Below are 24,385 nucleotides of genomic sequence, written 5' to 3' on the forward strand. Positions count from 1 at the left end.
CACACCGGACGCGGCAAGAAGCCGAAGTGGCTGGCCGACCACGTACGGCGTACATCAAGGCTCGAATCACCCAAAATTGATAAGGTCCAGGCGTCTAAATCTTTCGAGAATCAGTTCAGTCATGTCGCTCCCACGCCTGTTCACTTGGAGAAAGGCGTTTATCGCCGTGCTTGGAGCATCGGCCTTCGGCGGGGTGCACACGCAGGCCGCAGAAGACCTCGCGCGGCGCATGGCCGCTTGCATCACCTGCCACGGCCGCGACGGGCAGGCTACCAACTCGGACTACTTCCCACGGCTGGCGGGCAAGCCGGCCGGCTACCTCTATAACCAGCTGCGCAGCTTCCGTGACGGGCGGCGCCAGCAGGCGGACATGAGCTACCTGCTAGCTAACCTGTCGGACGCGTACCTCCACGAGATGGCTCACCACTTCGCATCACTCGACTTCCCCTACCCACCGCCAGCCGCTTCGGACCTGGCGCCGGTCACGCTGGCACGCGGGCGCGAACTGGTGCGGAGCGGCGACGCGACGCGCGGCATCCCGGCCTGCGTACGATGCCACGGCGAGGCGCTGACGGGCGTGCAGCCCGGCATCCCGTCGCTGGTCGGCTTGCCGCGGCTGTACATCGCATCGCAGCTGGGGGCCTGGGTTACCGGCGACCGGCGCGCGATGGCGCCGGACTGCATGGCCGACGTCGGCCGCCGGCTAGACAGCCACGACATCATCGCCATCGCCGGCTGGTTGGCCGCGCAGCCGGTGCCTACAGGCGCCAAGCGCGCCACCTCGTTGCCCAGTGGCCCACCGGTCGCGTGCAGCGCGATGGAGGCTCACCAGTGAGCGCACGCCGCGTGCTGCTGCGCACGGTGCTAGGGCTGGGGCTGGCGGTCGCGTTGCTGGTCGGCATGGGGGTGGCGCTGAATCGACGCGGCGAGGACCAGGTCCCAAAGACCGCGACGCCCTTCGTCGCGGCGCCCGGCCAGGTTGAGCGTGGCCGCTACCTCGCCCTGGCGGGCAACTGCGCCGGCTGCCATACCGCGCGGGGCGGTGAGCCCTACGCAGGCGGGCGCAGCATCGACACGCCCTTCGGCTCGATCTTCACCAGCAATCTGACGCCCGATCCCATCACGGGCATCGGGCTGTGGAACGCCGACCATTTCTGGCGCGCCATGCATAACGGCCGCTCGCGAGACGGGCGACTGCTCTACCCGGCCTTCCCGTACACCAGCTTCACGCAGATGACGCGCGAGGACGCCGACGCGATCTACGCCTGGCTGCGCACGCTGCCGCCGGTGGCGCGGGCCAACCAAGCGCACACGCTCGGCTTCCCCTACGACACGCAGGTCGCCCTGGCGGTGTGGCGCGCCCTCTTCTTCACACCCGGCCGCTTCGAGCCGCAGCCACAGCGCTCGGCCGAGTGGAACCGCGGCGCCTACCTGGTCGGCGGCTTGGGCCATTGCGTCGAATGCCACGGCAGCCGCAATTCGCTGGGCGCCACGGACACCGCCCGCGGCTTCGTTGGCGGCATGCTGCCGGGCGAGAGTTGGTACGCGCCAGCACTCGATGCGGCCGCCGAAGCCGGTGTCGCCGCATGGCCCGTGGAAGAGGTCGTCACGCTGCTCAAGACGGGGCGCACGGCCCGCGCCTCGGTGCTCGGCCCGATGGCAGAGGTGGTGTTTCGCAGCACCCAGCACCTGAGCGATGCCGACCTGAGGGCCATAGCGACCTACCTGCAGGCGCTGCCCCCCGCGGCTCAGGCGCCGTCGGTGACGCCGGTGCGCCGCAGGGAGAATGTGATGCTGCGCGGCGAGAAAATCTACGCTCAGCAGTGCGCGTGGTGCCACGGCGAACGCGGCGAGGGCGTGCTCGACGTGTTCCCGCCGCTGGCGGGCAACCGCGCGGTGAACATGCACAACGCCAGCAACCTCGTGCAGGTGGTGCGCCGCGGCGGCTTCCTGCCCGCGACCGAAGGCAACCCCCGCCCCTACGGCATGCCGCCTTTCGGCCACCTGCTGGACGACCAGGAGCTCGCAGCCGTACTGAGCTATGTGCGCGGAAGCTGGGGCAACACCGGCGCCGAGGTCACGCTGCGCGAGATGATGCAGCGCTGAGCAAGAACGAGTCACGCAATGAAGCGGGTTCTCAAATCACTCAAGACCGTGCTCTGGGCGGCCGACGCGCCGACCCCGACCCGCACGCGGACCGTAATTCGATCGGCATTGCGCTGGTCATCGCAGTATTCGCTGTTCTCGCGCTGGTCATCGGTCTCGCATTCTTGGCCCGCTTTTTCACTGGACATTGACACGCTACGAGGCCCCATGCAGGCTTCGGACAGCACTTGGCTGGCATCAAGTGCATCTTCCGGGCACGGCGGCGCTGGTCGCGTGCTTACGGGAAGCTAAGCCGGAACGGCTTGGCCGTGCTTATTACAGGCATGCTCGCGACGTCCTCGGACGCAGAATCCGCCAGCGAGGGGCGTGCGCGATGCCATCAGGTCGCTCCGTCAGCTCGAAGCGGATTCGGGTCGCAGCTCAACAACGTTCCGGCCGGTGCCGTGCGGCGCGGCGCGCAGAGACGCGCCGCCCACATGACGATCAGCTGCGGATAAAGGCGAGCATATCGGGGTTGATAACGTCGGCCTGCGTCGTGCACATGCCATGCGGGAATCTCGGATACACCTTGAGCGTTGCTTTTTTCAACAGCTTTGCAGCCAGCACGGACGCATCGGCAATGGGAACCACCTGGTCGTCGTCGCCATGCATGAGCAGTGTCGGCACGTCGATGCGCTTGAGGTCTTCCGTGAAGTCGGTCTCCGAGAAGGCCTTGATGCCGTCGTAGTGCGCCTTGGCACTGCCCGTCATCCCCTGCCGCCACCAGTTCTCGATGACCGCCTGGATCGGCTGCGCTCCCGGACGGTTGAAGCCGTAGAACGGGCCGGATGCGACATCGACATAGAACTTGGAGCGATTCGCAGCAAGTCCGCTGCGGAATCCGTCGAAGACCTCCATCGGAAGGCCACCAGGGTTGGCAGGCGTTTTCAGCATGATCGGCGGAACTGCGCCCACCGTGATGAGCTTGGCGACACGGCCCTTGCCATGACGAGCGACATAGCCGACCGCTTCGCCACCGCCAGTGGAGTGACCGACATGCACGGCATTGCGAAGGTCTAGGTGTTCGAAAACCGCCGCGGCATCTGCCACATAGTGGTCCATGTCGTGACCATCACTGACCTGCGCGGAGCGGCCATGGCCCCGGCGATCGTGGGCCACGACTCGGTAGCCGTTGTTCAGGAAGAACAGCATCTGGGCATCCCAATCGTCGGAGCTCAGCGGCCAGCCGTGGTGGAAGACCACGGGCTGTGCGTTCTTGGGACCCCAGTCCTTGTAGAAGATCTCCACGCCATCCTTCGTGACGATAGTGCTGCCGGCGTAGCGTGAGCCGGGAGAAGACTTCGCAGCAGGTGCGGCCGCGACCGTTGTGGACAGGGCACCCGCGGCGAAGACGCCTGTTACAGCGGCAGCGCCGCTCGCCATCAGGCTGCGACGCATTGCTTGGTTGGAGGCATTCATTTCGGGCATGGAAGTTTCCTTTCAGGGCAATGAGTGGGAGGACGTGAATGACGTACGCGAGTTGCGACGCTCGGACTGAAAGGTAGGCCGCATTCGATCGACACGCCCCCACTGTTCGGGGCGTCGATGCTCTACCTTTCGGACGAGCGGCCTGCCACAACGGCCGGTCAGTCCCATGGCGCGTCGCCATCACGCGCGCGCCCCGATCAAACCCTATGAACTGATTGGCAAGACCGCTCCCACTTTTGAGGGGGCCCGCGACTGCGACGAGGGAGTAAGGTCACGACAACCACATCCCGGACTAATACCATCAGGAACACTCATGCCCCCAACCGCGCTGACCGTCAAGCTCTTCCAAAGACACGTGAGCGTCGATGTGGCAGGAGTCATCGGCACCTATATTGTCGCGGCGGCGCTCGCGCTGTACATGTCCATCATTGAGCCCGTCCACGCCGCCGAGCATGAAAACAAGTCTCGGCCCACCATCGTCATGGTCCACGGCGCCTTCGTGGAGTCCGCCAGTTGGGAAGGCGTCACCGCGCGTCTGCTGGACCAGGGATACCAAGTGGTCGCGGTCGCCAATCCGCTACGCGGGCTCGAGAACGACGCCACCTACGTACGCGACATCATCAAGGCCGTCGGAGGCACGACAGTTCTTGTGGGGCACTCGTACGGTGGTGCTGTCATCAGCAACGCAGCCTACGACAACCGACAGGTGAAGGCACTTGTCTATGTGTCCGCATTCGCGCCAGACGCCGGCGAGTCCGTGTCGGACTTGTTGAACCAATTCTCAGGGTACACGCTCGATACGGTCCTTGCCGCAGCTGTGGTGCAGTCTGGTGGCGGTCGCGACCTCTATATGTCGGCGTCACAGTTCCGCCGCCGCTTGGCAGAGGACATCCCGGTCGCACGAGCCGAACAGATGGCTGCATCGCAACGTCCGATCTCCGAGAGCGCGCTCCGGGACCATGCCGGACCACCTGCGTGGAAGCAGAAGCCTTCCTGGTTCCTCTTTGGCTCCCGCGACAAACATGTGCCGCCGGCGGCGCTCCAGTTCATGGCCGACCGCGCACGCTCGCAAAGGACACAGAGCGTGCATGGCGCATCGCACCTCGTCATGGTCTCGAGGCCTGAGCTTGTGGCCAACATGATCGTCGAGGCGGCCCTGTCGAAGTAGCCTTGAGGCGGTGTTTTGATCGGTCGCAAGCAGGAAGCATGCAGGCGCTTCTTACTGCCTGAAGGTCCGGGCATGCATGGGCAACTGCCAGCCCGTGATCTCGGGCAGCATGACAAAGAAGCCAGTAACCCAGCCCCAACCTGATCCGAGCACTCCGGAGATTGCCACGCGCGGGGACTTCTCCATTGCGGCTTGTCGACTGAATATCTCCAAGGCCACCGTCAGATAGTGTGTCGTCGAACCGGAGAAGCGGTTCCAGACTGGCCATTCCAGCACGCCGGCGACGTGATCAATATCCAGATGATGAGTCCACTGGGGTCCGGAAGGTGCTCCGCTCTTTCAGGTTGCCCTTAAAGGCAGAGGAGTGACCTATGTTCCGCGATTGGTCGTGCAGTCACACATCGAAAATTGCGAGCTCGTCTGTGTCCAACTGCCGGCGAAGATCCAACAGCCGCTCATAGTCATTCCATCATCTCGCAACTGTGCAAAGCCAGAGACCTGCTCTCCTGCCTTGCGCACCAGCTTTGTGCAATCCGTCGGTCCGCGAAGGTCTTCCAGGGCACGTCCGTTGTACTCCTTGGCCACTTCGGCCGACATCGGCTCGCTCGCGTGGGCGTAGGGCCACCACAGGTTTTTGATCGGCTCGGGGAACTTACTGCCTTGCTTGGTGTAGAGCTTCCTCATGCGCAGGTGCAAACCCGACGTGATGCGGAGTCGGTCCAGGACTCGCCCCGCGGCTCGGCGGCCTTCCAGTGCCAGTGAAGCACACGGGACGAACTGACGACCGTCCCCTCTTCCTCGGCAAAGCAGGTGATGGGCAGGTGGCACACTTCGGTTTGGATCTTGAAGGGATCGACGTCGTTGTACTCACCGTAGTTCCTCCAGAACTCCGAGATCTCCGTGGCCAGCGGGTCCATGATGACCAGAACTTTAGCTTGGCCAGAGCCTCGCGATTGCGGTTCTTACCGGACAACGCGGCCAGCAGGTTGAAGCCCTGGGCCAAGTAACCATTGACCTTACCTTCCCGTATGAGCTCGAAGGTCTGGAGCATGTCGTATTCCTTGTCGAGCTTGGGCAGGTAGTCGTAGGCCCAGTTGTTCTCGGCCGTAGCGGAAGGACCGTATCAGGCCCTCATGAGGCTCGAGAAACTTGAGGTAGTCTGCCAGTAGCTCATCTGGTTGGTGCGCAGGGGTTTCTGCGTGCGCGCGGTGATGTAGCCCTGATAGTCCTGTTCAGCCTCGCACGGCTTCGTGAGGTCGCCCGGGAGGCTGGCCGACAGTAGGCCCAGGTCGGTGACGCCCTAAATGTTGGAGCGGCAGTGCATTCATACCGCCGCCGTCCACGCCGATGTTGCCGCATAGCAGCTGCACCATGGCCGCGCAGCGCAGGATCTGCGCGCCGGTGGAGTGCTGCGTCCAGCCCAGCGCGTGCATGATGGTCGCAGCCCGGCCGGCGACGGCCGTGGACGCGAACTTCTCGCACACGCGCAAGAACTTCGCCATGGGCGTGCCGCAGGCGCTCTCGACCTTCTCGGGCGTGCAGCCCGCGTAGTGCTTCCTCAGCAGCTGGTATGCGCAGCACGGGTCCTGTAGGGACGGGTCGGCCTTGACGAAACCGTCATCGCCGAACTGGTAGTCCCAGCTGCCCTTTTCGTAGGGCGCTGGTCCTCGCTGTAGCCGAGGAAGTAGCCCTCGTCGAAGTTGAAGTCCTCGCGCATAAGAATGGTGAAGTCGGTGTATGCCCTCACGTACTCGTGGTGGATCCTGTCGTTCGTCAGCAGGTAACCGATGACTCCCCCAAGGAAGCCGATGTCGCTGCCCGAACGGATCGGCGCATGGTAGTCGGCCACCGCCGCCAAGCGGTTGAAGCGCGGATCGACCACCATGCAATGCCCCTTGCTGTGCGCCCTCGCTTCAGTCACCCCTTTAAATCCGCAGGGGTGCGCCTCGGCGGCATTGCCACCCATGGTCAGAATTACATCCGCATTTTTGATGTCGATCCAATGGTTCGTCATCGCGCCACGGCCGAACGTCGGGGCAAGACCTGACACCGTCGGGCCGTGTCAGACACGCGCTTGATTGTCGAAAAGAAGAAGGCCCCAGCTACAGGCGACCTTGTAGGTGATGTAGCCGGCTTCGTTGCTGCAGGCCGAGGCGGCCAGCATTCCGGTGAACGTCCAGCGGTTGACGCGCTCGCCGTCGGCCGTGGTCTCAAGAAAGTTCGCGTCGCGATTGACCCTCATGAGCTTCGCGATGCGGTCAACAGCATCGCCCCGGGACAGGCGCTTCCACTCGATTGAACCAAGGCGCGGTGCTCGGGGTACAGCAGCCGTTTGAGGCTGTTAATAATGTCGAGTAGGCTCGCGCCTGTTGGACACAGCTTGCCGCGATTGACCGGGTGGTTGGGATCGCCCCCGACGTGGAACCGAGGCCTTGGCGTTTTTAGCGCCGTCGCCCAGCGAGTACATGAGGATGCCGCAACCTACCGAACAGTAGGTGTTGGTCTGGCGCGTGACTGTCAAGCCCGCAAGTTTTGTACTGACGAAGTTCTGCCAGCGTGGCCGCTGGCGAGAAGCCCGTCTGTGCCAAGCTTGAGCCCGCCAGGTGGGGCCAGTCACTTTCATGAACTGGCGACGAGGGAGTTGCATCTGCTACACCTGATCGTGTCGTGTCGTTGGCGGCTGCCATCGCCTCAAGCGAGTGCGGACAGCGCCGCTGAAGAAGAGGCAGTAACCACATTTCATATGTTCTACCTCGCGACCCTTTCCCGTGACTTCTCTAGGACGTCAGGCCTTTGCTCGCGGCTTGAGCCGGAAGCTGATCCCCATGCGATTGATGGCGTTCATTGCTGCGATGACGAGCGTGAGATCAACCAGATCCCGCTCTTCGAACTGCGTGGCGGCCGCGGCATACGCCTCATCCGAGGCATGCGTTTCGCTGACTCTGGTGACCTCTTCAGCCCAAGCCAGCGCCGCGCGTTCCTGATCGGAAAACAAATAGGTTGCTTCGTGCCAAACAGGGATCAACACGATTTTTTCCACCGACATACCTTCCTTGACAAGGTCGCGGGTATGGATGTCGATGCAGTGCGCACACCCGTTGATCTGCGAAACACGCAAGAAGACGAGATCGACAAGCAATGCTTTAAGTCTTGTGCCGGTGGTGACGTAGTGATGAAGCGCGCCAATCGCTTTGGCACCTTCCGGCGAAGCGGTAAACCAATTTGATCGATTCATGTGTAGACCTTTTCGTAAGATTCAAAAGCGCGCGGCAGTCACGCAATCGCACAAAACGGTGCGGCAATGCACCGCGCGATCCGATGATGGGTCGCATTCCCCCTTGGATGCATCGCCCGAACTGGATAGGTGGGGCATGCTCCAAAGAGGAGACCAATTTTTTGAAATGCGGAGTACTGTCTGGTGACGGAAACTCGGTACACCCACCAAATTTACCGCCAGCACATTCGATTCCTCCAAAGGGGAAAAGTGGCTGCTTCGTCGCCTGATCCCAGCCGTAGGTCGCTCATCGACGCGATCGGCGCGGTTGGATCGCAACCGCAACGCGGTCGCAAAACGCCCTTCCTTCGAGACCAATCAGTTGAACCGTTCCCTGGCCAGCGGGTGGCGAAGCCGACTTCGTCGCCAGAACGCTGGCTGAAAAATGGATCCACAAGAGACATTCAGCTTTATCCAAAGCTGAGAGTCATGTTGCTTCAATTCTGAACCCACGGTTCTTGACGCAGACCTGCAATGTTTCTTTCCCGTGCCAATCTGCAGAGTCTCAGCGCATCGTCAAAGATCACGCGGTGCAGGTGCAAAGCGCCGGCAAGCTCGCGCTCGCATTCCGCATCGGCCCATTGCTCGAGCTTGACATGTCCGAGGCGATAGACGTAGACGACGAACAACAGCCCCTCGACGGTCCCGAAGCGAAGGAACGCGCCACGAAGCTTTTCCTAGGTCGCTCCGTTCAGTTGAGGTTCGTTCTCGATGAAGACCTGTCTGAGGGCGTCTTCCTAGTCGCGGTCTGACGGGTCAAAGATTTCGTCGTCAAATCGGCGGCTGATAAGAAGCGATTCACTCAAGCAAAGCCTCCTGACGGCCGGTAGCGGAAGTCTATCCACCACGTGCGCCACTCTCGACCAAGATTGGGATGGCCGGCCGCTTCACCTGCTTGACCGCCTCTTCCTTGAATTCGGGCGTAAACCTCTGGGTGCTCATGGCACTCCCTCCTACGCCTAAAGGATAGGTGGGGTTTGTCTACCGGACCAGGAGCAGTCCAGCTTCAAGCGACACAGCAACTCTGCGAGGTCGGCAGCGTTGTGCGCGACCTCCAGGCGTTCGCGCACACTGCCCTGTCCATCGATGATGCACACCGCGTGCGACTGGCTGGCCCAATCCAGCCCGCCGAAGGAAGTACCCACGGACAACCTCGCTGCTTTTGCGGTTTGACTTGCCGTGTCGGAAGCCCAAGCGGGTCGCTCAGTGATCGGCGCTCCTGGCGGTACACCCTGGGGCAACACCCTGTCCCGTGTCACCCGTTTGGGTCTTCCGGCACCCCAAGGGCCGCGGCCTCATACGGTACATCGCATGGTCAGCGTTACAGGCAGTCACTCCCGGGGGCACGGAAGTCGGATCGAACGTTCTGCCGCGCAACTCCCTCCGTCAAGCCAAAAGCCTATTCACGTCTCAACAGTGCCGCTCAGCACGGGTTGACCACCCTGCGTCGTGCCCAATCCAACGCATCGAGGGAACCGAGGGCAGGCCAGTGAGCGTTGGTGCTACTTACCCTAGATCGCCGTGGCCACGGCAACTTGACAAGCTGATCATCATTTTGCTTTGTCGTGCGGACTGGGCGTCAAAGAAGTACAAACATAAATATGAAATCCGATTTCAAAAAAAATTGACACATCCTCAGATCGCAGATAGAGTTCGGCCATGGCTGACAAATCGCCTTCATCTGACCAAGCTGGTACGGAGCGCGGCGCTGACACAGTGAGTGCGCTCGAACGAGGTTTCCGCGTACTCGACTGCTTTGCAGCAGCGAGGCGGCCATTGAGCAACAGCGAAGTCGCTGCAATGACTGGCATTCCTCGGCCAACGATGACACGTCTCATCGCGACGCTCCAGGAACTGGGACATCTCAGACTCGCCGGCATGCCCGATCGGTGGGAGATCGGATCCGGTGTGGTTCGTCTTGCAGAGGCGTTCCTCGGGGGATTGGACATCCGCGCTAGCGCCAGGCCGCACATGATCGAACTAGCTGAGACTGTGGGCAGTACATGCTTCCTCGGAATTCGGGATGCGGACGACATGCTGGTCGTGGAAACGGCTCGGTCAAGGGCGGTGATTGCAGTGATTGCGGCGGACGTGGGAACGCGAATGTCCATCACCCGTTCAGCCTTAGGTCGCGCTTGGCTTTCCGGAGCGGACGACGCAACCCGAAATGCGGTCCTTCGAAACTGCAATTGCGACGCCAAGACTAAACAGTCGCTAACTTCCGCCCTGGTTGACGCTCGTCGCAACGGCTACGCGTTATCTCTGGGAGATTGGCATCCTGCCATTAATGCCGCCGCAGTTGCGATCCGCACGCCCAAAGGTGAAGTGATATCGATCAACTCGGGCGGCCCTTCTTTCGTGATTTCCGCGGGAAAGCTCGTTGAAGAAGTGGTTCCCGCTCTTTTGACGGCAGCGGACGCAATCGCTCGAGAGATCGGCGGTAAATCAGGAAGAGAGATCGTGCAAGCCGGAGTCTAAGGCATCTGCTTTGCGATAAGGCCTCGCTTCTGGAGAGCAATTGATGAAATGCGGAGAACAAATGAGAGACCAAGTTGCTTTGAACCGCCGCGATCTGCTGAAACTGACAGCTTTGCTTGCGGCAAGCGTTCCTGGAGCGGATTGGGCGGCTTCGCCGCCTTGGCCGGAACGCCCGGTCAAACTGATCGTTCCGTTTTCATCTGGTGGGCCGACCGATACGCTCGCACGTCTGATCGCAGATGGATTACGTGAGAAGTGGGGCCAGCCGATCGTAGTGGACTACAAGCCTGGCGCGGGTACGTTGCTAGGCACACAGTTTGTCGCCCGTGCACCAAGGGACGGTTACACGCTGGGGATGGCAACGAGTGCGCTGATGATCAACCCGGCGCTTCAGTCCCAGATGCCTTTTGACACGTTGCGAGATATCAGTGGCGTGTCGCAGCTCGCCTATACGCATTACGGAATCTTCGCGCACCCGTCTGTCCCATTTGATGACGCGGCGGGACTTCTTGAATTCGCGCGCAAGAATCCTGGAAAGCTCAGCTATGCGTCGCCGGGTGTTGGCACCGGTACTCACTTGGCCGGCGAGCTTCTCAATCGAATGGGAAAAATTGATCTCGTGCATGTGCCATACAAAGGGAGTGCGCCAGCGCAGCAGGATGTTCTAGGCGGTCAGGTGCCGCTGTTGTTTGACGTGCTCTTCTCCGCGATGCCGTTCGTGCGGGAAAAGCGTCTGAAGCCAATCGCTTTGGCCAGTCCTAAACGCGCTGCAATAGCGCCGGACATCGGGCTTATCTCAGACGCAGTCCCAGGGTTCGCAGCACTGAGCTATATGGGGATCATTGCTCCAAGTGGCGTACCACCTAACCTGCTCGAACGTATCAGTACGGACATCGCAGCAGTGATGCGAACTCCTGTTGTTGTGAATCGATTTATCCAACTTGGTAGCGACCCGCTCGGTTCATCGTCTCAAGAATACAACAAAGCCATAGCTTCAGAACTTGATAAGTGGTCACATCTAATAAAAGCCTCTGGAATTAAGATTGAATAAATTCCGAAAAATAGGAAAGCGAATGAATTCGAAACTTGAACTCACCCCTCTGACAGCTAGTATTGGCGCTCTTGCGCACGGTATTGATATCTCATCAGAACTCCGGCTTGACGAGGTGAAGGAAATCGAATCTGCTATGGACCGCTTTGCCGTTCTGGTTTTTAGAGATCAGCTTCTTGATCAAGACCAGCAGATCCGCTTCGCAAAGAACTTTGGTCCCCTAGATACAGGCCTACGTAAACTGCGGCGAGGCACGCACCGCTTCGCGTACAACGAACTGGCCGACATTTCGAACGTGACGGCAGAGGGTGAGGTTGCAGAGCGAAGTCACTCCAGAATCGTCAGCAATGTCGCCAACCAGCTTTGGCACAGCGATAGTTCATTCCAACAAGTACGCGCCAAGTACTCAATGCTGTCGGCGCATGTTGTACCTCAGTTTGGAGGCGATACAGAGTTCGCCGACCTGCGAGCTGCCTACGACGAGCTACCAGACTGGCGAAAAACCAAGATTGATAACTTAGTGGGAGTGCACTCATCGCTGCACTCACGATTCCTCCTTGGAGACACGGGCTACGATGAAGCTCAGAAGACCGCGATTGCTCCGGCCCGCTGGCCGCTGGTGCAAACCGATCCGCGGTCAGGTCGCCGATGTTTGTACGTCGGCCATCACATTTGCGAAATCGAAGGCATGACTTTGCCTGAGGGACGCATGCTGGCGATGGACCTTATTGAGCATGCAACGCAGCGGCAGTTTGTTTATCAACACAAGTGGCGGGTCGGAGACCTTGTGATGTGGGACAACACGGCAACGCTGCACCGAGGAAAATGGTACGACTTCGCCGAGCGGAGGGAGTTGCGGCGCGCAACTACAGAAGAGGTTGTGCGCTCAAGCGAAGCCGCGCGTCTGCAACAAGAATTAGAACTGGCTCAATAAAATAATTCTCAGAAACGTAAGTTTATTCGCTTTGGGAGCTGTCTTTATTTGAGAGATCTGTGAGTGGCTGTATTGCCGACGCCCCAAAGCGATCACACGAACGCAGTGAACATCAGCCAAAGTTTATAAATGAATAGGAGACTATAAAAATGAAGCGCCGAAATTTGCTCGCTTTTGCATGTGCCTCAATGATAGCTTCCGCCGCGCTTGCGGACGATAGAACAATTCGCATCATCGTCGGTTACTCACCGGGAGGTTCGGTGGATGCAGTGGCCAGATTGCTCGCAGAACGACTACGAGTCTCACTTGATCAAAATGTGATTGTTGACAACAAGCCTGGGGCTGGTGGACGCCTTGCGCTTGTAGAGTTGAAGCGCTCGGCGCCTGATGGAAACACGCTTGTTTTTACCCCCAGTGGTGTACTTGTCATTCATCCGTGGCTTTATCAGAACATCGGCTACGATCCTCTAAAAGACTTCACTCCACTGGCGCTGACGAACAAGTTCGACTTTGCCATCACGTCTGGGCCCGGTGCTCCCTCTGGCGACTTAAAAGCAGTCATGGAGTGGATGAAGAGCAACCCTCAAAAGGCAAATTACGCTACGTCTGGAGCGGGGACAGTTCCTCATTTTGTAGGGCAGTTGCTAGCACAAACAACCGGTGTACCACTGACGCACGTGGCCTATCGCGGCGGAGCGCCCGCTGCGCAGGATCTCATTGCTGGCCAGGTCCCGCTGATGATCGATACCGCTTCAGAAACTCTTGAACACCATAGGGCTGGTCGAGTCAAAATCTTGGCGATGACCGGCGATCGCCGCAATCGCGCTGTTCCCGACATTCCAACAGCAAAGGAGGCGGGGTTCGACTTCACGGCGGACGCGTTCTTCGGCCTGTACGGCCCGAGTGGCATGCAACCGGCAAGGGTTCAGCGTATTTCCCGGGCGGTAGAGCAAGCCGTGTCTGCACCTGCTTTTCAAGATCGAATCTACGCTCTTGGGCTGACACCTAGCTATGCGGGGCCCACCGAGCTGACGTCTTTGCAGGCAGAACAGTTCAGGCGCTGGGAGGCCCCTATCAAGAGTTCGGGCTTTAAGGCGGAGTAATTTCGGCGCGAAAGCGCCAGGCAACTCTCAGCGTGGGTAGGGCTCGTTCCTCGACAACATTAAACCGGCGGCAAAGCAACGTTGCTGGGCATCAGCAAGCGCGGCGACACATACCTTCGAACGCTTCTAATCCAAAGCCCATGGTCAGTAATTCTGGCTGACCAACGCAAGGCCACCAAAGAAGATAGTTGGGTGGGGAAACTGCTGCTGCGACGAAACCTCAACGTCGTGGCGGTAGCTCTCGCCAACAAGAACGCCCGTGTCGTATGGGCCTTGCTCGCGAAGGATCGGACATATAGCAACGAGTGTGTAGCGATGGCTGCCGGCGCATGAGGCAAGAGACGAAATCGGCAAGACCGCAGCTTAGAGGAGAGAACTGAACCACCGATTGCTCAGGGGAGTAGGACATGATGGCACGATAGGTCAGACCGAGGTAGGAAAACCCGAGAAGTACCTCGCACCTTCAGTGCACATCAGTGATTGGGGAACCAACATTCGAATTCATCAGCGACCGCAAGCATCGCCTGCACTGAAGTTCGGACGCATGTCTGCAATCGATAACTTCGAGTCATCGTGAACTGAAAGCTTGGCAAACCGGGGGCGTCCATGCATGGTACTTCGGTATGAAAGCTCATACCGGCGTGAATGCCGCGTCGGGGCTGGTGCACACGGTGGAGGGTACGGGGGTGAACATCAGCGATATCAACATCGCTGGGTCGCTGCTTCACGTTGAAGAACACTCGGCCTTCGGCGACTCGGGCTATCAAGGGTTCACAAGCGTTCCGAGGCTGCAGGACCGACTTGGCAATGCGTAGGGGCGAACGTCGGGGGCTCATCCCGTTCATCGAGCCGGAGTTCGTGGCCGAGCGCGTGGAGAAGATGAAGGCCAGCATCAGAGCCAAGGTCGAACACCCGTTCCGAGTGTTCAAGCGGCAGTTCGGCTTAAACACGGTTCACTATCGAGGCCTGACGAAGAACACGGTGCAGATCGTCACGCTGTTTGCACTGTCGAATATGTGGATGGCGCGGCGGCGTTTGATGGAGGCCGAGGCATGAGTGCGGCCGCGACGCCCGATTCGGGCTTGCAGGGCCGCGAATACATACGGCCGCGGTGCCCAGAAGCCGAACGTGCTCGAATGAGCAAAGCGGATGCATCGTCATCCGCGGGTTCATTCCATCGCGGCCGCAGATCACGTTCTGCAGACCATCCTTAGTCGAGCCAGCCGGCTGCCGGGCGACAGGCACCCGATCACCAGCACTGACTACTTCGGTGTACCGCCCTGCGTCGAACGACGCTTGAGCGATCCATCCTTGTTGCGCCGGCGTTCGTCGCGCGACTCCGCACGCAGTTCGCCATTGACGGCGGATTTGTCCGCACCAATCGCGCCGCCCTCGGGCGTTTTGATGATGTCGCCGCCAGCTACCTTGACTTGGCCCCTCGCCTTGGCGTCACGCTTCGCCTGTGCCGCAAGTTGCCCCTTCGAGTCGGTCACGGACTGCTGCTCGGACGTGGTTCCCGGCGGATTCTGCGCATAAGCGCTGGCCGTAAGCATGGCAACGATCAGACTTGCTACGTACTTCTTCATATTTACCTCTATGGTTGATAAGAACTTTGATGGAGTGGTGGATGGACAATGGATCTCGACGTGCGGGCGGCGCCGCCGCGCGCATCCGAGGAACAATGTCGTGGCAGCGCCGATCGATCAGCCACGCGCGACAAACCGGTCGACGCGTGCAACCCGTCGCAGTTCATCCACGTCTAGATCGATCCTGGAGAGCGGCGTGACATTTGCGAGTGCGACATGCGGGGTCACAAACCATTGCGCGATCTCCCAGTCGTCCATCGCGCCCACCAGTTCGGCAAATATCTCCGACACACCTGGCCGAAGAGCCAGCGAGGCCGGGCAAAACTGGAACATCGGAACCCAAATGCTCTCGTGCCACTTGAAGCTTAACAGTTCCCTCGAAGCGATGCGACGGGCCATGGAAAGCACCGCGGTCTGGCGCTGTGCGCCTGCATCGTCGATGAGCATCTCGGCACGTACGAGGCCGCCTCTGAGGCGATAGCCTTGTAGCAACTCAATAAACTCCGTATCGCGTCGGCAATAGGATGTCAGGTGCGCAGGCGCCTGGGCCTGCATCCGTGATGCGGCATACATGTCATCACCTATTGCGACCGAATGCCAGCGAAAAGCCACTCCAGTCGCTGCAGGCGACCGGCACGGCGGGAAGAACGGGGTCTGATCATGTAACCTCCGACAGGGATTGGATCGGGTTGATGTGCAAGCTAGAAGGTTGGGTATCTATTGGTTGCGCTGGCTCTCGGGCACCGAGGTACAGATCGCCGGCTCCGGCAGTTCAACCTTCACCGCGTTGCCGCCTCTTTTGGGCGGTATCGTCGAGGCGAATGCCCACGAAACCGCGGCCGCGACCAAAAGGATCGACGCTGCCACTGGCCACGCCGCATCTGCCATCGATCGATTACGAGACAGGCTTCTCATCGTTTGCTCCGTTGGTTTGAGTCAATTCGTTCGCAGGCGTCGTCTCGAAGGATTTGGCCGCGCTCTTCGTTTCATCAGTGGTTCAGGCGTCCTGCACGGGTTGGTTCCCCTGCGCCACTGCCGCCTGTTTCTTTGCGCGAGCCACCCACTAGTCCAGGGGATGCGTGGATGGCGGGATACGCATCCCGATCGCGACGCGGTTCCACGTGTTGGTCGCGGCCACCAGCCAAGTGAGGTCCACGATGTCCTCGTCTGTGAAATAGGGCTTGAGCGCAAAGTACGCTTCGTCCTGGTCGCCGCATCCATCTCCCAGGCGAGTTAGCGCTTCGGCCCAACCGAGCGCTGCGCGCTCCTGCTCGTCATACAACCCCACCCCCCGCCATGTGGACACATTGTTGATCCGCTGCCAGCACTCCCCAAGATCTCGCAGGTCACGAACATGCAAGTCGAACCCGAACGCACAACCGTTCATCTGCGAGACTCGTGTCCGCACCAGCTCTCTCAGCACAGGGGTCAGTTGCGATCTGGCGATCGTCGTGTTGAGCGCAGTCATCGCTTGGAAGCTCTGGGGCGAGAGCTCTATCCAGGGAAGTCTTGGCTTGTCCATGGTGATCCCCAATTCAATGTTCCGTTCCGGTTGCATGGCGCTGCACCAGATGCTGCGCTCCTCCAAGCAATCGGGGCGCTACTTGGTTGGGGTGAAGAACGGCTTCTTCTCGTCCTTCACAAGAAAGACCACGAATTTTGCGGGTGCCGTCGTGCTCGCATTGCGGCCGACGGTATGAATGTCGTCGGGGCCTTCGTAGAACGTCTGGCCCGGACCCAGAGTGACCTCTTTGCCTCCACGCAAGCCCATGACGATGGTACCTTCCAAGACATAGACGAAGGCATGCGCATCGTGCCGATGGACCGGATCCACGGCGCCGGGCGGGAAGTCTACCGTGATCATCAACACCTCCTTGCCCTTGATGTCCGGCAGCGGCTTGGTCAACAACGTGCTAACCACTGCGTCGCTGGCCAACGCGACTTGCGCGCTAAAGCCCGCCGTCAAGATTGCCGCAGAGGCGACGAGCTTCTGAAACTTCCGCATGATTAACTCCTTTTTTGCATTGAACAGGCGATCTTTGGTAGTGCGCCGACACTGCCGGCACGAGGCGCTGCTGGCAAACTCATCGGTTCGACGCGGTGGCCACAGCGCAAGAACAAATTCTGGGATGCGACGGGAATCGCTGGTACGTCTGAGGTGGTGAGAGCTGACTCTCCCTTTGTGTGGAGCAGCGGATGTCGAGCGGCCCGACCACGTTTTACCGGGACGCGGGTATCACCCCCGGGAACTGCTCAGCCTTGCTCAAGCTCGCGCCTGACGCTCGTCTTGGAGGTCGCTCGCTTCCTACCCATCCCTCGGCAAGACTCTGCCCGCTGCGGCGGGTACCTGCGACTAGCCACTTGGCGTGGCGGGTGGATAGGCGTCCCTTGGATCGCATAAAAATTCTAGGAGGCGCTGCGTTGCACGCTGGCCTGGCTTGCAATGGATGCCGTTGACGCTCAGGAATCGCGTTAACGGCGCTCGAGTAACCGCGCCCCGCCCGGCCCATTCATGCACTTGGAGGTACGAGTCGTGCGGCGCACTTTGGCTTCTGCGCGTCTTCTCCGCCCGTTCGAGGCGCGACGGCAATGAGGCGCGGCTCACTGACCCCGGCATCGGAAGATGGAACGGGACCATGTGCGAACAAGTCGCAAGTGTGTTTCTCCTGGGGCAACAGGGCTAGGCGGAAAGTGTGGCCGGCTCCGGTTCGCTGGTCGCGCGCGGCTGCGCTATCTGCCGCTGAAGTTCAGCCGCATTCCCGTCATCGCCAGCGTGATAAGCGTCATGAGGAGCAAGCCGAAGGCCGTGCCCCAGATCACCAGCGCGTCCGTGCGCCGCCGGCTCACTCCATGCCCGAGCAGCACGATGCGTGCGCCGGCAAAGGCGTGCGCGGTCACTGCAGCAACCGCCAGGGCGTAATAGGGAAGCAGACGAATGTTCCAAGGATCGACGATCAGCCCTGCCGGTGCCCCGATCGCGAATCCCCAGTCGGTCGGAATCTTCATGTGGACGCGGGCAAGCCAGAAAACAGCCTGCAGATGGCTTGTCACCGCTACAGAGAGGTACACACCCGTCGCGACTTGAAATGCCCGGAAGCCATCGGACGAGCGCTCACTCCAGCGCCACGCCATGGCTAGGCCCGAACACACGAGGTAGGCGGCGGCTGCAAGCAGCAGGGGCTCGCCCAGCGGTGTGCGGTACCACTTGCGCAAGACCTCTATGACCGCATGGTGCATGTCCACACTGATCAGGGCAAGCAAGTGGTTGCTGAAGTGCAATGCCAGAAATCCCGCGATAAATAGCAGGGCCACCGTGCCATGCAGCACTCGCCAGACCGGCTTGATCAGCGGCTTCGGCGGATCTGCGGGCGCGTTAGGATCAGCCAGCCCTATGGCTACGGCAAGCGCGCACCAGAAGATGGCTAGGATCCAGAAGTCAACCTTCGGCAGTCCGGCCACAAAGGTTCCGACGCCAACAAGCACGAACAGCGGCGGGGCAGTCACCGAGAACAGCGCCACTCGCCTGGCCAGGAGCTCTGCGCGGGTAGGCCCTGGCTGGCGCATTAGCTTGGCGAACACCCAAAGCGCGAGCATTGGCACAAAGAAGGCCAGACACAGGCAGACAGCCGCGCCCAGCCAGTGCGCCGCGTTTCCCCCAGCCATGAACCTCGCGACGCTTCCGTGGAACCCCACCAGGGACAGCGGATAGAGAGCCGCAGCAAGCGGTGGTAGAAACCAGTAGAGCCGGGCAGACTGATGACGTGTCGCGCTCGTCGCGCCATTGATTGGGATAGCGTTCATCGAATTTCTCCGTGGGGTCACTGACAGTTCTTCGGGGACATTTCGCTACGAGCCGCTTGCTGGCCAACACGCTCCTGGCGCGCCAGCCCCGGGCTAGGCGCCAAGGAGAGTGTTCAGTGCTCGCGGGCATTCGCGGGCACTCCATGGAAGGAGTGCCGCCTCTACTTTTTGTCGGCCAACACTGCCGCCACTAGCGTCGTGCCACCGGTGAATGACGCCCGAAATGGATAGAGGGCAGACGCCGAACGGGCGATGGATGCAGGCGAAGCTGCGCCTAGGCTTGGCGGATGAACACGTGCTGCTGTTGCCGCGCGAATCGATCGGGCGCCGTCCGGCTGACTCGCCGGTCCATGCATCAACCGAGCGCGCCGCCACGGTTTGACGACCAGTCGTTGCCGCACACGGTGACCGACGGAAATGCCATGGCGCGTAGATCAATCCAACCGGGCAATGCCCCTAATCTTCGATGAACGACAGGCCCGCTGCCCACCGGATCTGGCTCTTTCTGCTCGTTGGCGCTCTGCCGTTCAGCGATTTCCTGCAGATCGGGATCTTCGCCTTCAACGCCGCGCCCGTGATGGGCGATCTTGGCGCTAGTCCGGAGGAATACAGTGTGGTGGCGACCCTTTATGCTGTCACCGCCATCGGGATCATCTTCAACCATCGCTGGCTCGTCGAGCGCATGGGCTGGCGATGGTTCATCCGGCTTTCGTGCGCATTCTTCGTCGCCGGCTCCCTCACATGTGCGGCAAGCCAGTCTCTCGGGGGCTTTACCATCGGACGACTCCTGACTGCACTCGGATGTGCGTCTTTTATGACCGCTGCCCGCGTGCTGGTCAATCTCTTGCCTCCATCGCCCCTGCGCTTCACCGGCATCCGATTCCTTGCCTCGGGAATTGCCTGGGGAGTGACATGCGGGCCGCTGGCTGCATCGATGGCGTTGGCATCATCCGACTGGCGGATGGCATACCTTGCGCAACTCATTCCTGCCTTTGTCATTGCCGTTCTGGGAGAGCTTGCGCTCCCATGTGAGCGCTTAGCGACGCGCACACCCTTCGATCTAAGAGGCTTACTGGCCCTGGCAGGTGGCAGCGCTCTCTTGCTGTTTGCCGAGCAACGAAGTACGTTCGATTTCTTCTCGATGCGCTCTCCGCTGTATGGCTACGTCGCACTAGGCCTCATGACCCTCGTTCTCACAGTGTGGCTGGTTCTGTCGAGCAAGCAACCCGCCCTCCGTTTGCATGACATGTCGCAGCGACGATATCTGATCGGCCTTGCTGTGTTCGGGCTGTGCTACGGCATTCTCGGCGCCAACAACACCGCCATTCCGATGCTGCTTCGCAGTCTAGACCTGCCGCTTTACATCGCCGCCCGCTACGTGGCCATTGGATCCTCGGGCGGTATAGTGGCATGGATCATCCTGTCCCGCCTAGTTCCGCGCAACCAAGGACCTGCGCGGTACTACTTCGCCGGCTTTCTCCTTCTCACCACCGCGGGCGTACTTATCGGCCGCATGAGTGAGACGGCAAGTATCGAGTACGGCATCCTTCCGGCGCTGTTCTGTGCAGGCGCCTTCGTCATCACAGTGCTGTCGACTACCGCGGTTCAAACATTCCGGGACGTACAGCGCGACGAGACCGTTTTCTCCCACGCCAACCAGATCAAGAACGTGCTGGCGCAATTGGGTATCGCTTCGGGCATCTGCGCGGCGACGCTCTTCTCCCAATGGCGCCTGGCGCAGCACTATGTGCGGTTCAGCGAAGTCCTCGGGCCGGATAGCCTCGCTCTTCAGGGCACCTTGCGCATTCTGACCCAGCGTTACGGTGCCAGCGCTGATCCCGCCAAGGCGTTGCAGATGGCCTATTCCACCATCAACGGCATCATGGTGCAGCAGGCCAGCTTCATGGCATCTCTCGACTACTTCACCGCGATCGCGGCAATGGCCGCACTGTGCCTGCTGGCCGTTCTGGGCGAACGCGCGTGGCGCATCTCACGCAAACGCTGAAGAGCCTGCGACTAAGTTGACATGGGACATCCGCAGTGCATCGACGTACGAAACTCTGACAAGCGACCAAGCTCAACGCCTGACATTGAACCCGTGCGCCTCGCGCCGAACACCTTGTCACTGCGCATTCCCAGCTCGCATTAAGAGCGCATTCGCCTCGCGCCAGTCCGGGAAGTCTTGACCCGGCAGGCAGCGACCGAGCGCGCCCTCCAACGCGTTCTTGGCATCCCCTTGCCGGCCAGCGCGAAGCCAAAGCCGCGCCTGCGCGAGCGCTGCGCGAAGCTCCCAGACCCTGGCACCTTGTCGACGGCTTACTTCGGCGGCCCGTAGATAGTGGGCCTGAGCTTCCTCGAGGTCACCGTCCATCTCTCGGCGATGACCTGCTGCCCGCCAGACCTCGGCGGCACACCACTGGCTCTCGCCCTGCCAGACTGCGCAGACCATGCGGTCATCGATGAATTTCGGACTGAAGGTAACCAACATTTCCCGCCGCGGTTGATCCATTTGGCCCCAGGCAGCACGATCGACCTCCAACTGAACGTCGTTCATCTCCCCAGCAAGGATCTTCACACCCAGCTCGAAGCACCGCGCCCACTGGTTCCAATACACAAGACCTCGCCGCTCGCTCTCCAGCAACATGAGGTCGACAAGTTCCCTGGCACGCGGCAGGTCTCCGGCCCATATCGCAACAGGACAAGCGCCGAACAGGGCGAAGCACAACGAAAGCGCCTGGCCCGTCTGCTGCGCTTCACGCATCGCACCTTCGGCCGTCGCAATGGCTTCATTGGCCGCACCCTGAATCCAGAGTGTCCGGGCAAGGAAGACGCGAGAGGCGACATTGGCCGCGATCTGAAGCATGTTGCCGCGCATGCGTGGCGTGCCTCCCGACGTCCCGAGCGCTTCCTCGCCATGGAGCCTTGAGAGTTCGAATTCGCCGCAGAAATGGCTCGACAGCGCCATCATCCGATGGGCCAGGTTTTTGGCGGCAGGATCGTTGTTCCGCAAGGCGAACACGTGAAGTTCATCGGCTTGCCGCTTGCCGGTTGAGTAGGCACCGCTGGCGACAAGGAAAATGCAGCGCGCCCATCTTGCCTGCAGTTCAAGCAGCGGCGAGCCCGAACTCAGCGAAGAACTAAATGCCCGCTCGCATGCCTGCTGCATCTCCGGAACGGGCCCCCGGGTATGCCACAGCGTATTGCTCAGGGCGATCTGCAACCAAGTGACCGTCTCGGCATCAGCGCCGCCGCGCGCCTCCTCGTTACGCAAGGCAGCGAGCACCCGATCACGGAACTCCTCGATCTGCGATGCGTGGAACCACAGCGGCGCCGAGGCAACCGTCAGTTCGCCCGACAAAGATCGCTGTCCCGGCTGGGAAGTGTCCTGGCCGTCCAGGGCGAAACGCACGTCGTCCAAACAGTGACCGTAGCGCTCGTTCCAGCGCTCGACATTCATTGTCGAAAGATCGGACACGGCCGTGTTCATGACCTCGATCATGTGGCGGGCATGTACTGAATACACGGCATCACTCTCGCCGCTATCCACCAACAAGCCGGTCGCATAGACCCTCGTGGTGTCGAGCAGCCGATAGGGAGCCGCAGTGCTGAAGGAGACGAAGCGCACGAGAGACTTGCCGACCAAGTTGGTAAGCACGTCCAGCGCTCGATCAGGCGGTACTTGGTCAGAGAGCAGGTTTAGGGCCGAAGCCGCATCGAACTGGCCCCTGAAGACCGACAATCTTCGGAACAGGCATTGCTCCAACGGACTGAGCAGTGCCACGCTCCAATTGAGTGCGGCAGCCAAGGTCCGATGTCGCGCCGCACCGGAGCGCGTGCTCATCGAATACCACTGCAGGTGATCGTCCAGGCGAAGCATCAGATCGGCTATGGACTGCACGCTCAGCCGGCTGGCGATCAATTCAATCGCGAGCGGAATCCCGTCAAGCGCGCGCGAAATTCGAACCAATGCCTCGGTGTCAGCGTCGCCGAAGGTGGGCGCGCCAGCCGCTTCGGCGCGCTCGACGAGCAAGCGAACTGCAGAAAACTGAAGTGCCTCGCGAAGGCCGATTGGCTCATGGGGCGGCACGACCAGTGTCGGAAGTCGGTAGACGAATTCGCCACCGATGCGCAGAGCTTCCCGACTCGTTGCCAGCACCTGCAATTCCGGCAGATTGCTCAGCAACCTGGCAACGATCGGAGCGACAGTGTCGATCACATGTTCGCAGTTGTCGAACATCAATAGGACGCGCCGCCCATCCAGACGTTGCTCGATCAGTCGAAGGGTGTCGGTGGCATCGATTGGCACGGCCAGAGACCGCGCCAGCGCGGCAAGCACGCGATCTCCCGATGCGAGCGGCGCCAAATCGGCGAAGGCCACCTCGCGCGGAAATTCACCCTCGGACATGCCATGGGCGCTGGCAACCTTGATGGCAAGGCTGGTCTTTCCCATGCCGGCGGTTCCAACAACTGACACCAGACGTCGCTGGGCAAGCGCGGCCAAAAGGCGCTCGCTGTCCTCGTCGCGCCCGACCAGGCTGGCCAGGCGCACGGGCGGTCGAACAAAGGACGACGGCACCCTGGTCGCCGGTTGCTGCAGGAGGACGACATCGCCCTGTTCGCTCTGGAGCGAGACCGGCCCAATGAAGCTGTAGCCCTTCAGTGGAACACTGGTAATCCACTCGCGAGTCTCACCTTGCCCGGCCGTCGCGGCCTGCAGCGCCTTGCGCAGCGTGGAGATGTGGGTCCTGACACTCGCATCCTCGACCACAAGACCCGCCCAGACTACCGCCAGAAGATCCTCCTTGCCAACGACTTCTCCGGCATGGCGCACGAGGTGCAATAGGATGTCAAACGATCGAGATCCCAACCTCACCTGCGCGCCGTTGCAGTCGAGGCGCCTTCGGGCCTCGCAAAGCAAAAACGGACCGAAGATCCATCGAGACCTCACGCGCTCAACCGGCGCCGGGATGCCCTTGGGGGGGGGTTGCGGCATTGAGATTCCACCATCTATGGCTTCGACGAACCGCATCGGCACTCGACGACCCGTGTCGCCAAGCTCCCTCCGGTGCACTCGCGCTCCCGAATTCGCGGAGCAAAGCTCGCAAGCCAGACCATGCGCATACCACATGCGCCCTCACGCAGCAGCCACGCAGATACATGCGAAGACGCGGAAATCGAAGTGAACACTAATGTAACGCCTTCGCAGCGAATGCGCGTCGACCGAGGGCAAATGCGCAAGCAGCAACGGCCCCTCGATTTTCCATGAAACGAGTTGCTGAGCCTAGGTCGACCTACGACCGATGAGGCCAAAGCGCGTTTTGCGACGGTGTGTAAGACTGCGCGCCGCAGGACACTCGCGGGTTCCACGCCTTCATGGCGAGAATCGCGCATAAGAACGCACAAGCGTCGCAGACGCA

Annotated in this window: 19 protein-coding genes and 2 pseudogenes; 10 read left to right on the forward strand and 11 right to left on the reverse strand. The window is 60.7% G+C overall.

The window, feature by feature from the left end:
- Window positions 1-121: 121 nt before the first annotated feature.
- Together INQ48_35285 and INQ48_35290 are read left to right on the forward strand one after the other, a co-directional pair.
- Window positions 122-835, forward strand: a complete 714-nt coding sequence (locus INQ48_35285; protein ID QRF62774.1) for a c-type cytochrome — start codon at window positions 122-124, stop codon at window positions 833-835.
- Between the two features lie 65 nt (window positions 836-900).
- The gene (locus INQ48_35290) at window positions 901-2,106 is read left to right on the forward strand and encodes a cytochrome c (GenBank protein ID QRF63088.1); all 1,206 of its coding nucleotides are present in this window, start codon (window positions 901-903) and stop codon (window positions 2,104-2,106) included.
- A gap of 11 nt (window positions 2,107-2,117) precedes the next feature.
- Here the strand turns inward: INQ48_35290 and INQ48_35295 are convergent, their stop codons facing one another.
- Together INQ48_35295 and INQ48_35300 are read right to left on the reverse strand one after the other, a co-directional pair.
- Window positions 2,118-2,294 carry a hypothetical protein gene (locus INQ48_35295; GenBank protein ID QRF62775.1) on the reverse strand — a complete coding sequence of 59 codons (177 nt, stop codon included), beginning with the start codon at window positions 2,292-2,294 and terminating at the stop codon, window positions 2,118-2,120.
- Between the two features lie 295 nt (window positions 2,295-2,589).
- Window positions 2,590-3,543, reverse strand: a complete 954-nt coding sequence (locus INQ48_35300) for an alpha/beta hydrolase (GenBank protein QRF63089.1) — start codon at window positions 3,541-3,543, stop codon at window positions 2,590-2,592.
- Between the two features lie 343 nt (window positions 3,544-3,886).
- Between INQ48_35300 and INQ48_35305 the strand changes: the two genes are divergently transcribed.
- Window positions 3,887-4,741: an alpha/beta hydrolase gene (locus INQ48_35305; GenBank protein ID QRF62776.1), complete on the forward strand. Its 855-nt coding sequence runs from the start codon at window positions 3,887-3,889 to the stop codon at window positions 4,739-4,741.
- Window positions 4,742-5,110: 369 nt separating this feature from the next.
- On the opposite strand, the pseudogene fdnG reads toward INQ48_35305, so the two are convergent.
- A pseudogene (fdnG, locus tag INQ48_35310) lies at window positions 5,111-7,388 on the reverse strand (formate dehydrogenase-N subunit alpha).
- A 138-nt stretch (window positions 7,389-7,526) separates the two neighbouring features.
- A complete protein-coding gene (locus tag INQ48_35315) occupies window positions 7,527-7,976 on the reverse strand; it encodes a carboxymuconolactone decarboxylase family protein (protein QRF62777.1) in 450 nt (149 codons plus the stop codon).
- Window positions 7,977-8,473: 497 nt separating this feature from the next.
- On the opposite strand from INQ48_35315, the gene INQ48_35320 reads away from it, so the two are divergent.
- The 6 genes and pseudogenes from INQ48_35320 to INQ48_35345 all read left to right on the forward strand — a co-directional run bounded on the left by INQ48_35320 (window position 8,474) and on the right by INQ48_35345 (window position 14,637).
- A complete protein-coding gene (locus INQ48_35320) occupies window positions 8,474-8,767 on the forward strand; it encodes a hypothetical protein (GenBank protein ID QRF62778.1) in 294 nt (97 codons plus the stop codon).
- A gap of 907 nt (window positions 8,768-9,674) precedes the next feature.
- The gene (locus INQ48_35325; protein QRF62779.1) at window positions 9,675-10,493 is read left to right on the forward strand and encodes an IclR family transcriptional regulator; all 819 of its coding nucleotides are present in this window, start codon (window positions 9,675-9,677) and stop codon (window positions 10,491-10,493) included.
- A 61-nt stretch (window positions 10,494-10,554) separates the two neighbouring features.
- The gene (locus INQ48_35330; protein ID QRF62780.1) at window positions 10,555-11,544 is read left to right on the forward strand and encodes a tripartite tricarboxylate transporter substrate binding protein; all 990 of its coding nucleotides are present in this window, start codon (window positions 10,555-10,557) and stop codon (window positions 11,542-11,544) included.
- Between the two features lie 22 nt (window positions 11,545-11,566).
- Window positions 11,567-12,478 carry a TauD/TfdA family dioxygenase gene (locus tag INQ48_35335; GenBank protein ID QRF62781.1) on the forward strand — a complete coding sequence of 304 codons (912 nt, stop codon included), beginning with the start codon at window positions 11,567-11,569 and terminating at the stop codon, window positions 12,476-12,478.
- 149 nt (window positions 12,479-12,627) lie between these two features.
- The gene (locus INQ48_35340; GenBank protein ID QRF62782.1) at window positions 12,628-13,581 is read left to right on the forward strand and encodes a Bug family tripartite tricarboxylate transporter substrate binding protein; all 954 of its coding nucleotides are present in this window, start codon (window positions 12,628-12,630) and stop codon (window positions 13,579-13,581) included.
- 605 nt (window positions 13,582-14,186) lie between these two features.
- A pseudogene (locus INQ48_35345) lies at window positions 14,187-14,637 on the forward strand (transposase).
- Between the two features lie 206 nt (window positions 14,638-14,843).
- Here the strand turns inward: INQ48_35345 and INQ48_35350 are convergent.
- The 6 genes from INQ48_35350 to INQ48_35375 all read right to left on the reverse strand — a co-directional run bounded on the left by INQ48_35350 (window position 14,844) and on the right by INQ48_35375 (window position 18,968).
- A complete protein-coding gene (locus INQ48_35350) occupies window positions 14,844-15,167 on the reverse strand; it encodes a cell envelope biogenesis protein TolA (protein ID QRF62783.1) in 324 nt (107 codons plus the stop codon).
- Between the two features lie 117 nt (window positions 15,168-15,284).
- Entirely contained in the window at window positions 15,285-15,740 is a 456-nt protein-coding gene (locus INQ48_35355; protein QRF62784.1) for a hypothetical protein, read from the reverse strand.
- 144 nt (window positions 15,741-15,884) lie between these two features.
- Entirely contained in the window at window positions 15,885-16,082 is a 198-nt protein-coding gene (locus INQ48_35360) for a hypothetical protein (protein ID QRF62785.1), read from the reverse strand.
- 148 nt (window positions 16,083-16,230) lie between these two features.
- Window positions 16,231-16,689 (reverse strand): carboxymuconolactone decarboxylase family protein, encoded by a 459-nt coding sequence (locus INQ48_35365; GenBank protein ID QRF63090.1) that lies wholly within the window; start codon window positions 16,687-16,689, stop codon window positions 16,231-16,233.
- A gap of 78 nt (window positions 16,690-16,767) precedes the next feature.
- Entirely contained in the window at window positions 16,768-17,172 is a 405-nt protein-coding gene (locus tag INQ48_35370; protein ID QRF62786.1) for a cupin domain-containing protein, read from the reverse strand.
- Between the two features lie 725 nt (window positions 17,173-17,897).
- A complete protein-coding gene (locus INQ48_35375; protein QRF62787.1) occupies window positions 17,898-18,968 on the reverse strand; it encodes a hypothetical protein in 1,071 nt (356 codons plus the stop codon).
- Between the two features lie 466 nt (window positions 18,969-19,434).
- Here INQ48_35375 and INQ48_35380 point away from each other — a divergent pair, with 466 nt between their 5' ends.
- Window positions 19,435-20,973, forward strand: coding sequence for an MFS transporter (locus INQ48_35380; GenBank protein QRF62788.1), 1,539 nt, complete (start codon window positions 19,435-19,437; stop codon window positions 20,971-20,973).
- Window positions 20,974-21,090: 117 nt separating this feature from the next.
- Here INQ48_35380 and INQ48_35385 read toward each other — a convergent pair whose 3' ends face one another.
- Complete coding sequence (locus INQ48_35385) at window positions 21,091-23,961, reverse strand: helix-turn-helix transcriptional regulator (GenBank protein ID QRF62789.1); 2,871 nt, start codon at window positions 23,959-23,961, stop codon at window positions 21,091-21,093.
- Window positions 23,962-24,385 lie beyond the last annotated feature (424 nt).

This window comes from Variovorax paradoxus, from assembly GCA_016806145.1.
Taxonomy (GTDB): domain Bacteria; phylum Pseudomonadota; class Gammaproteobacteria; order Burkholderiales; family Burkholderiaceae_C; genus Variovorax.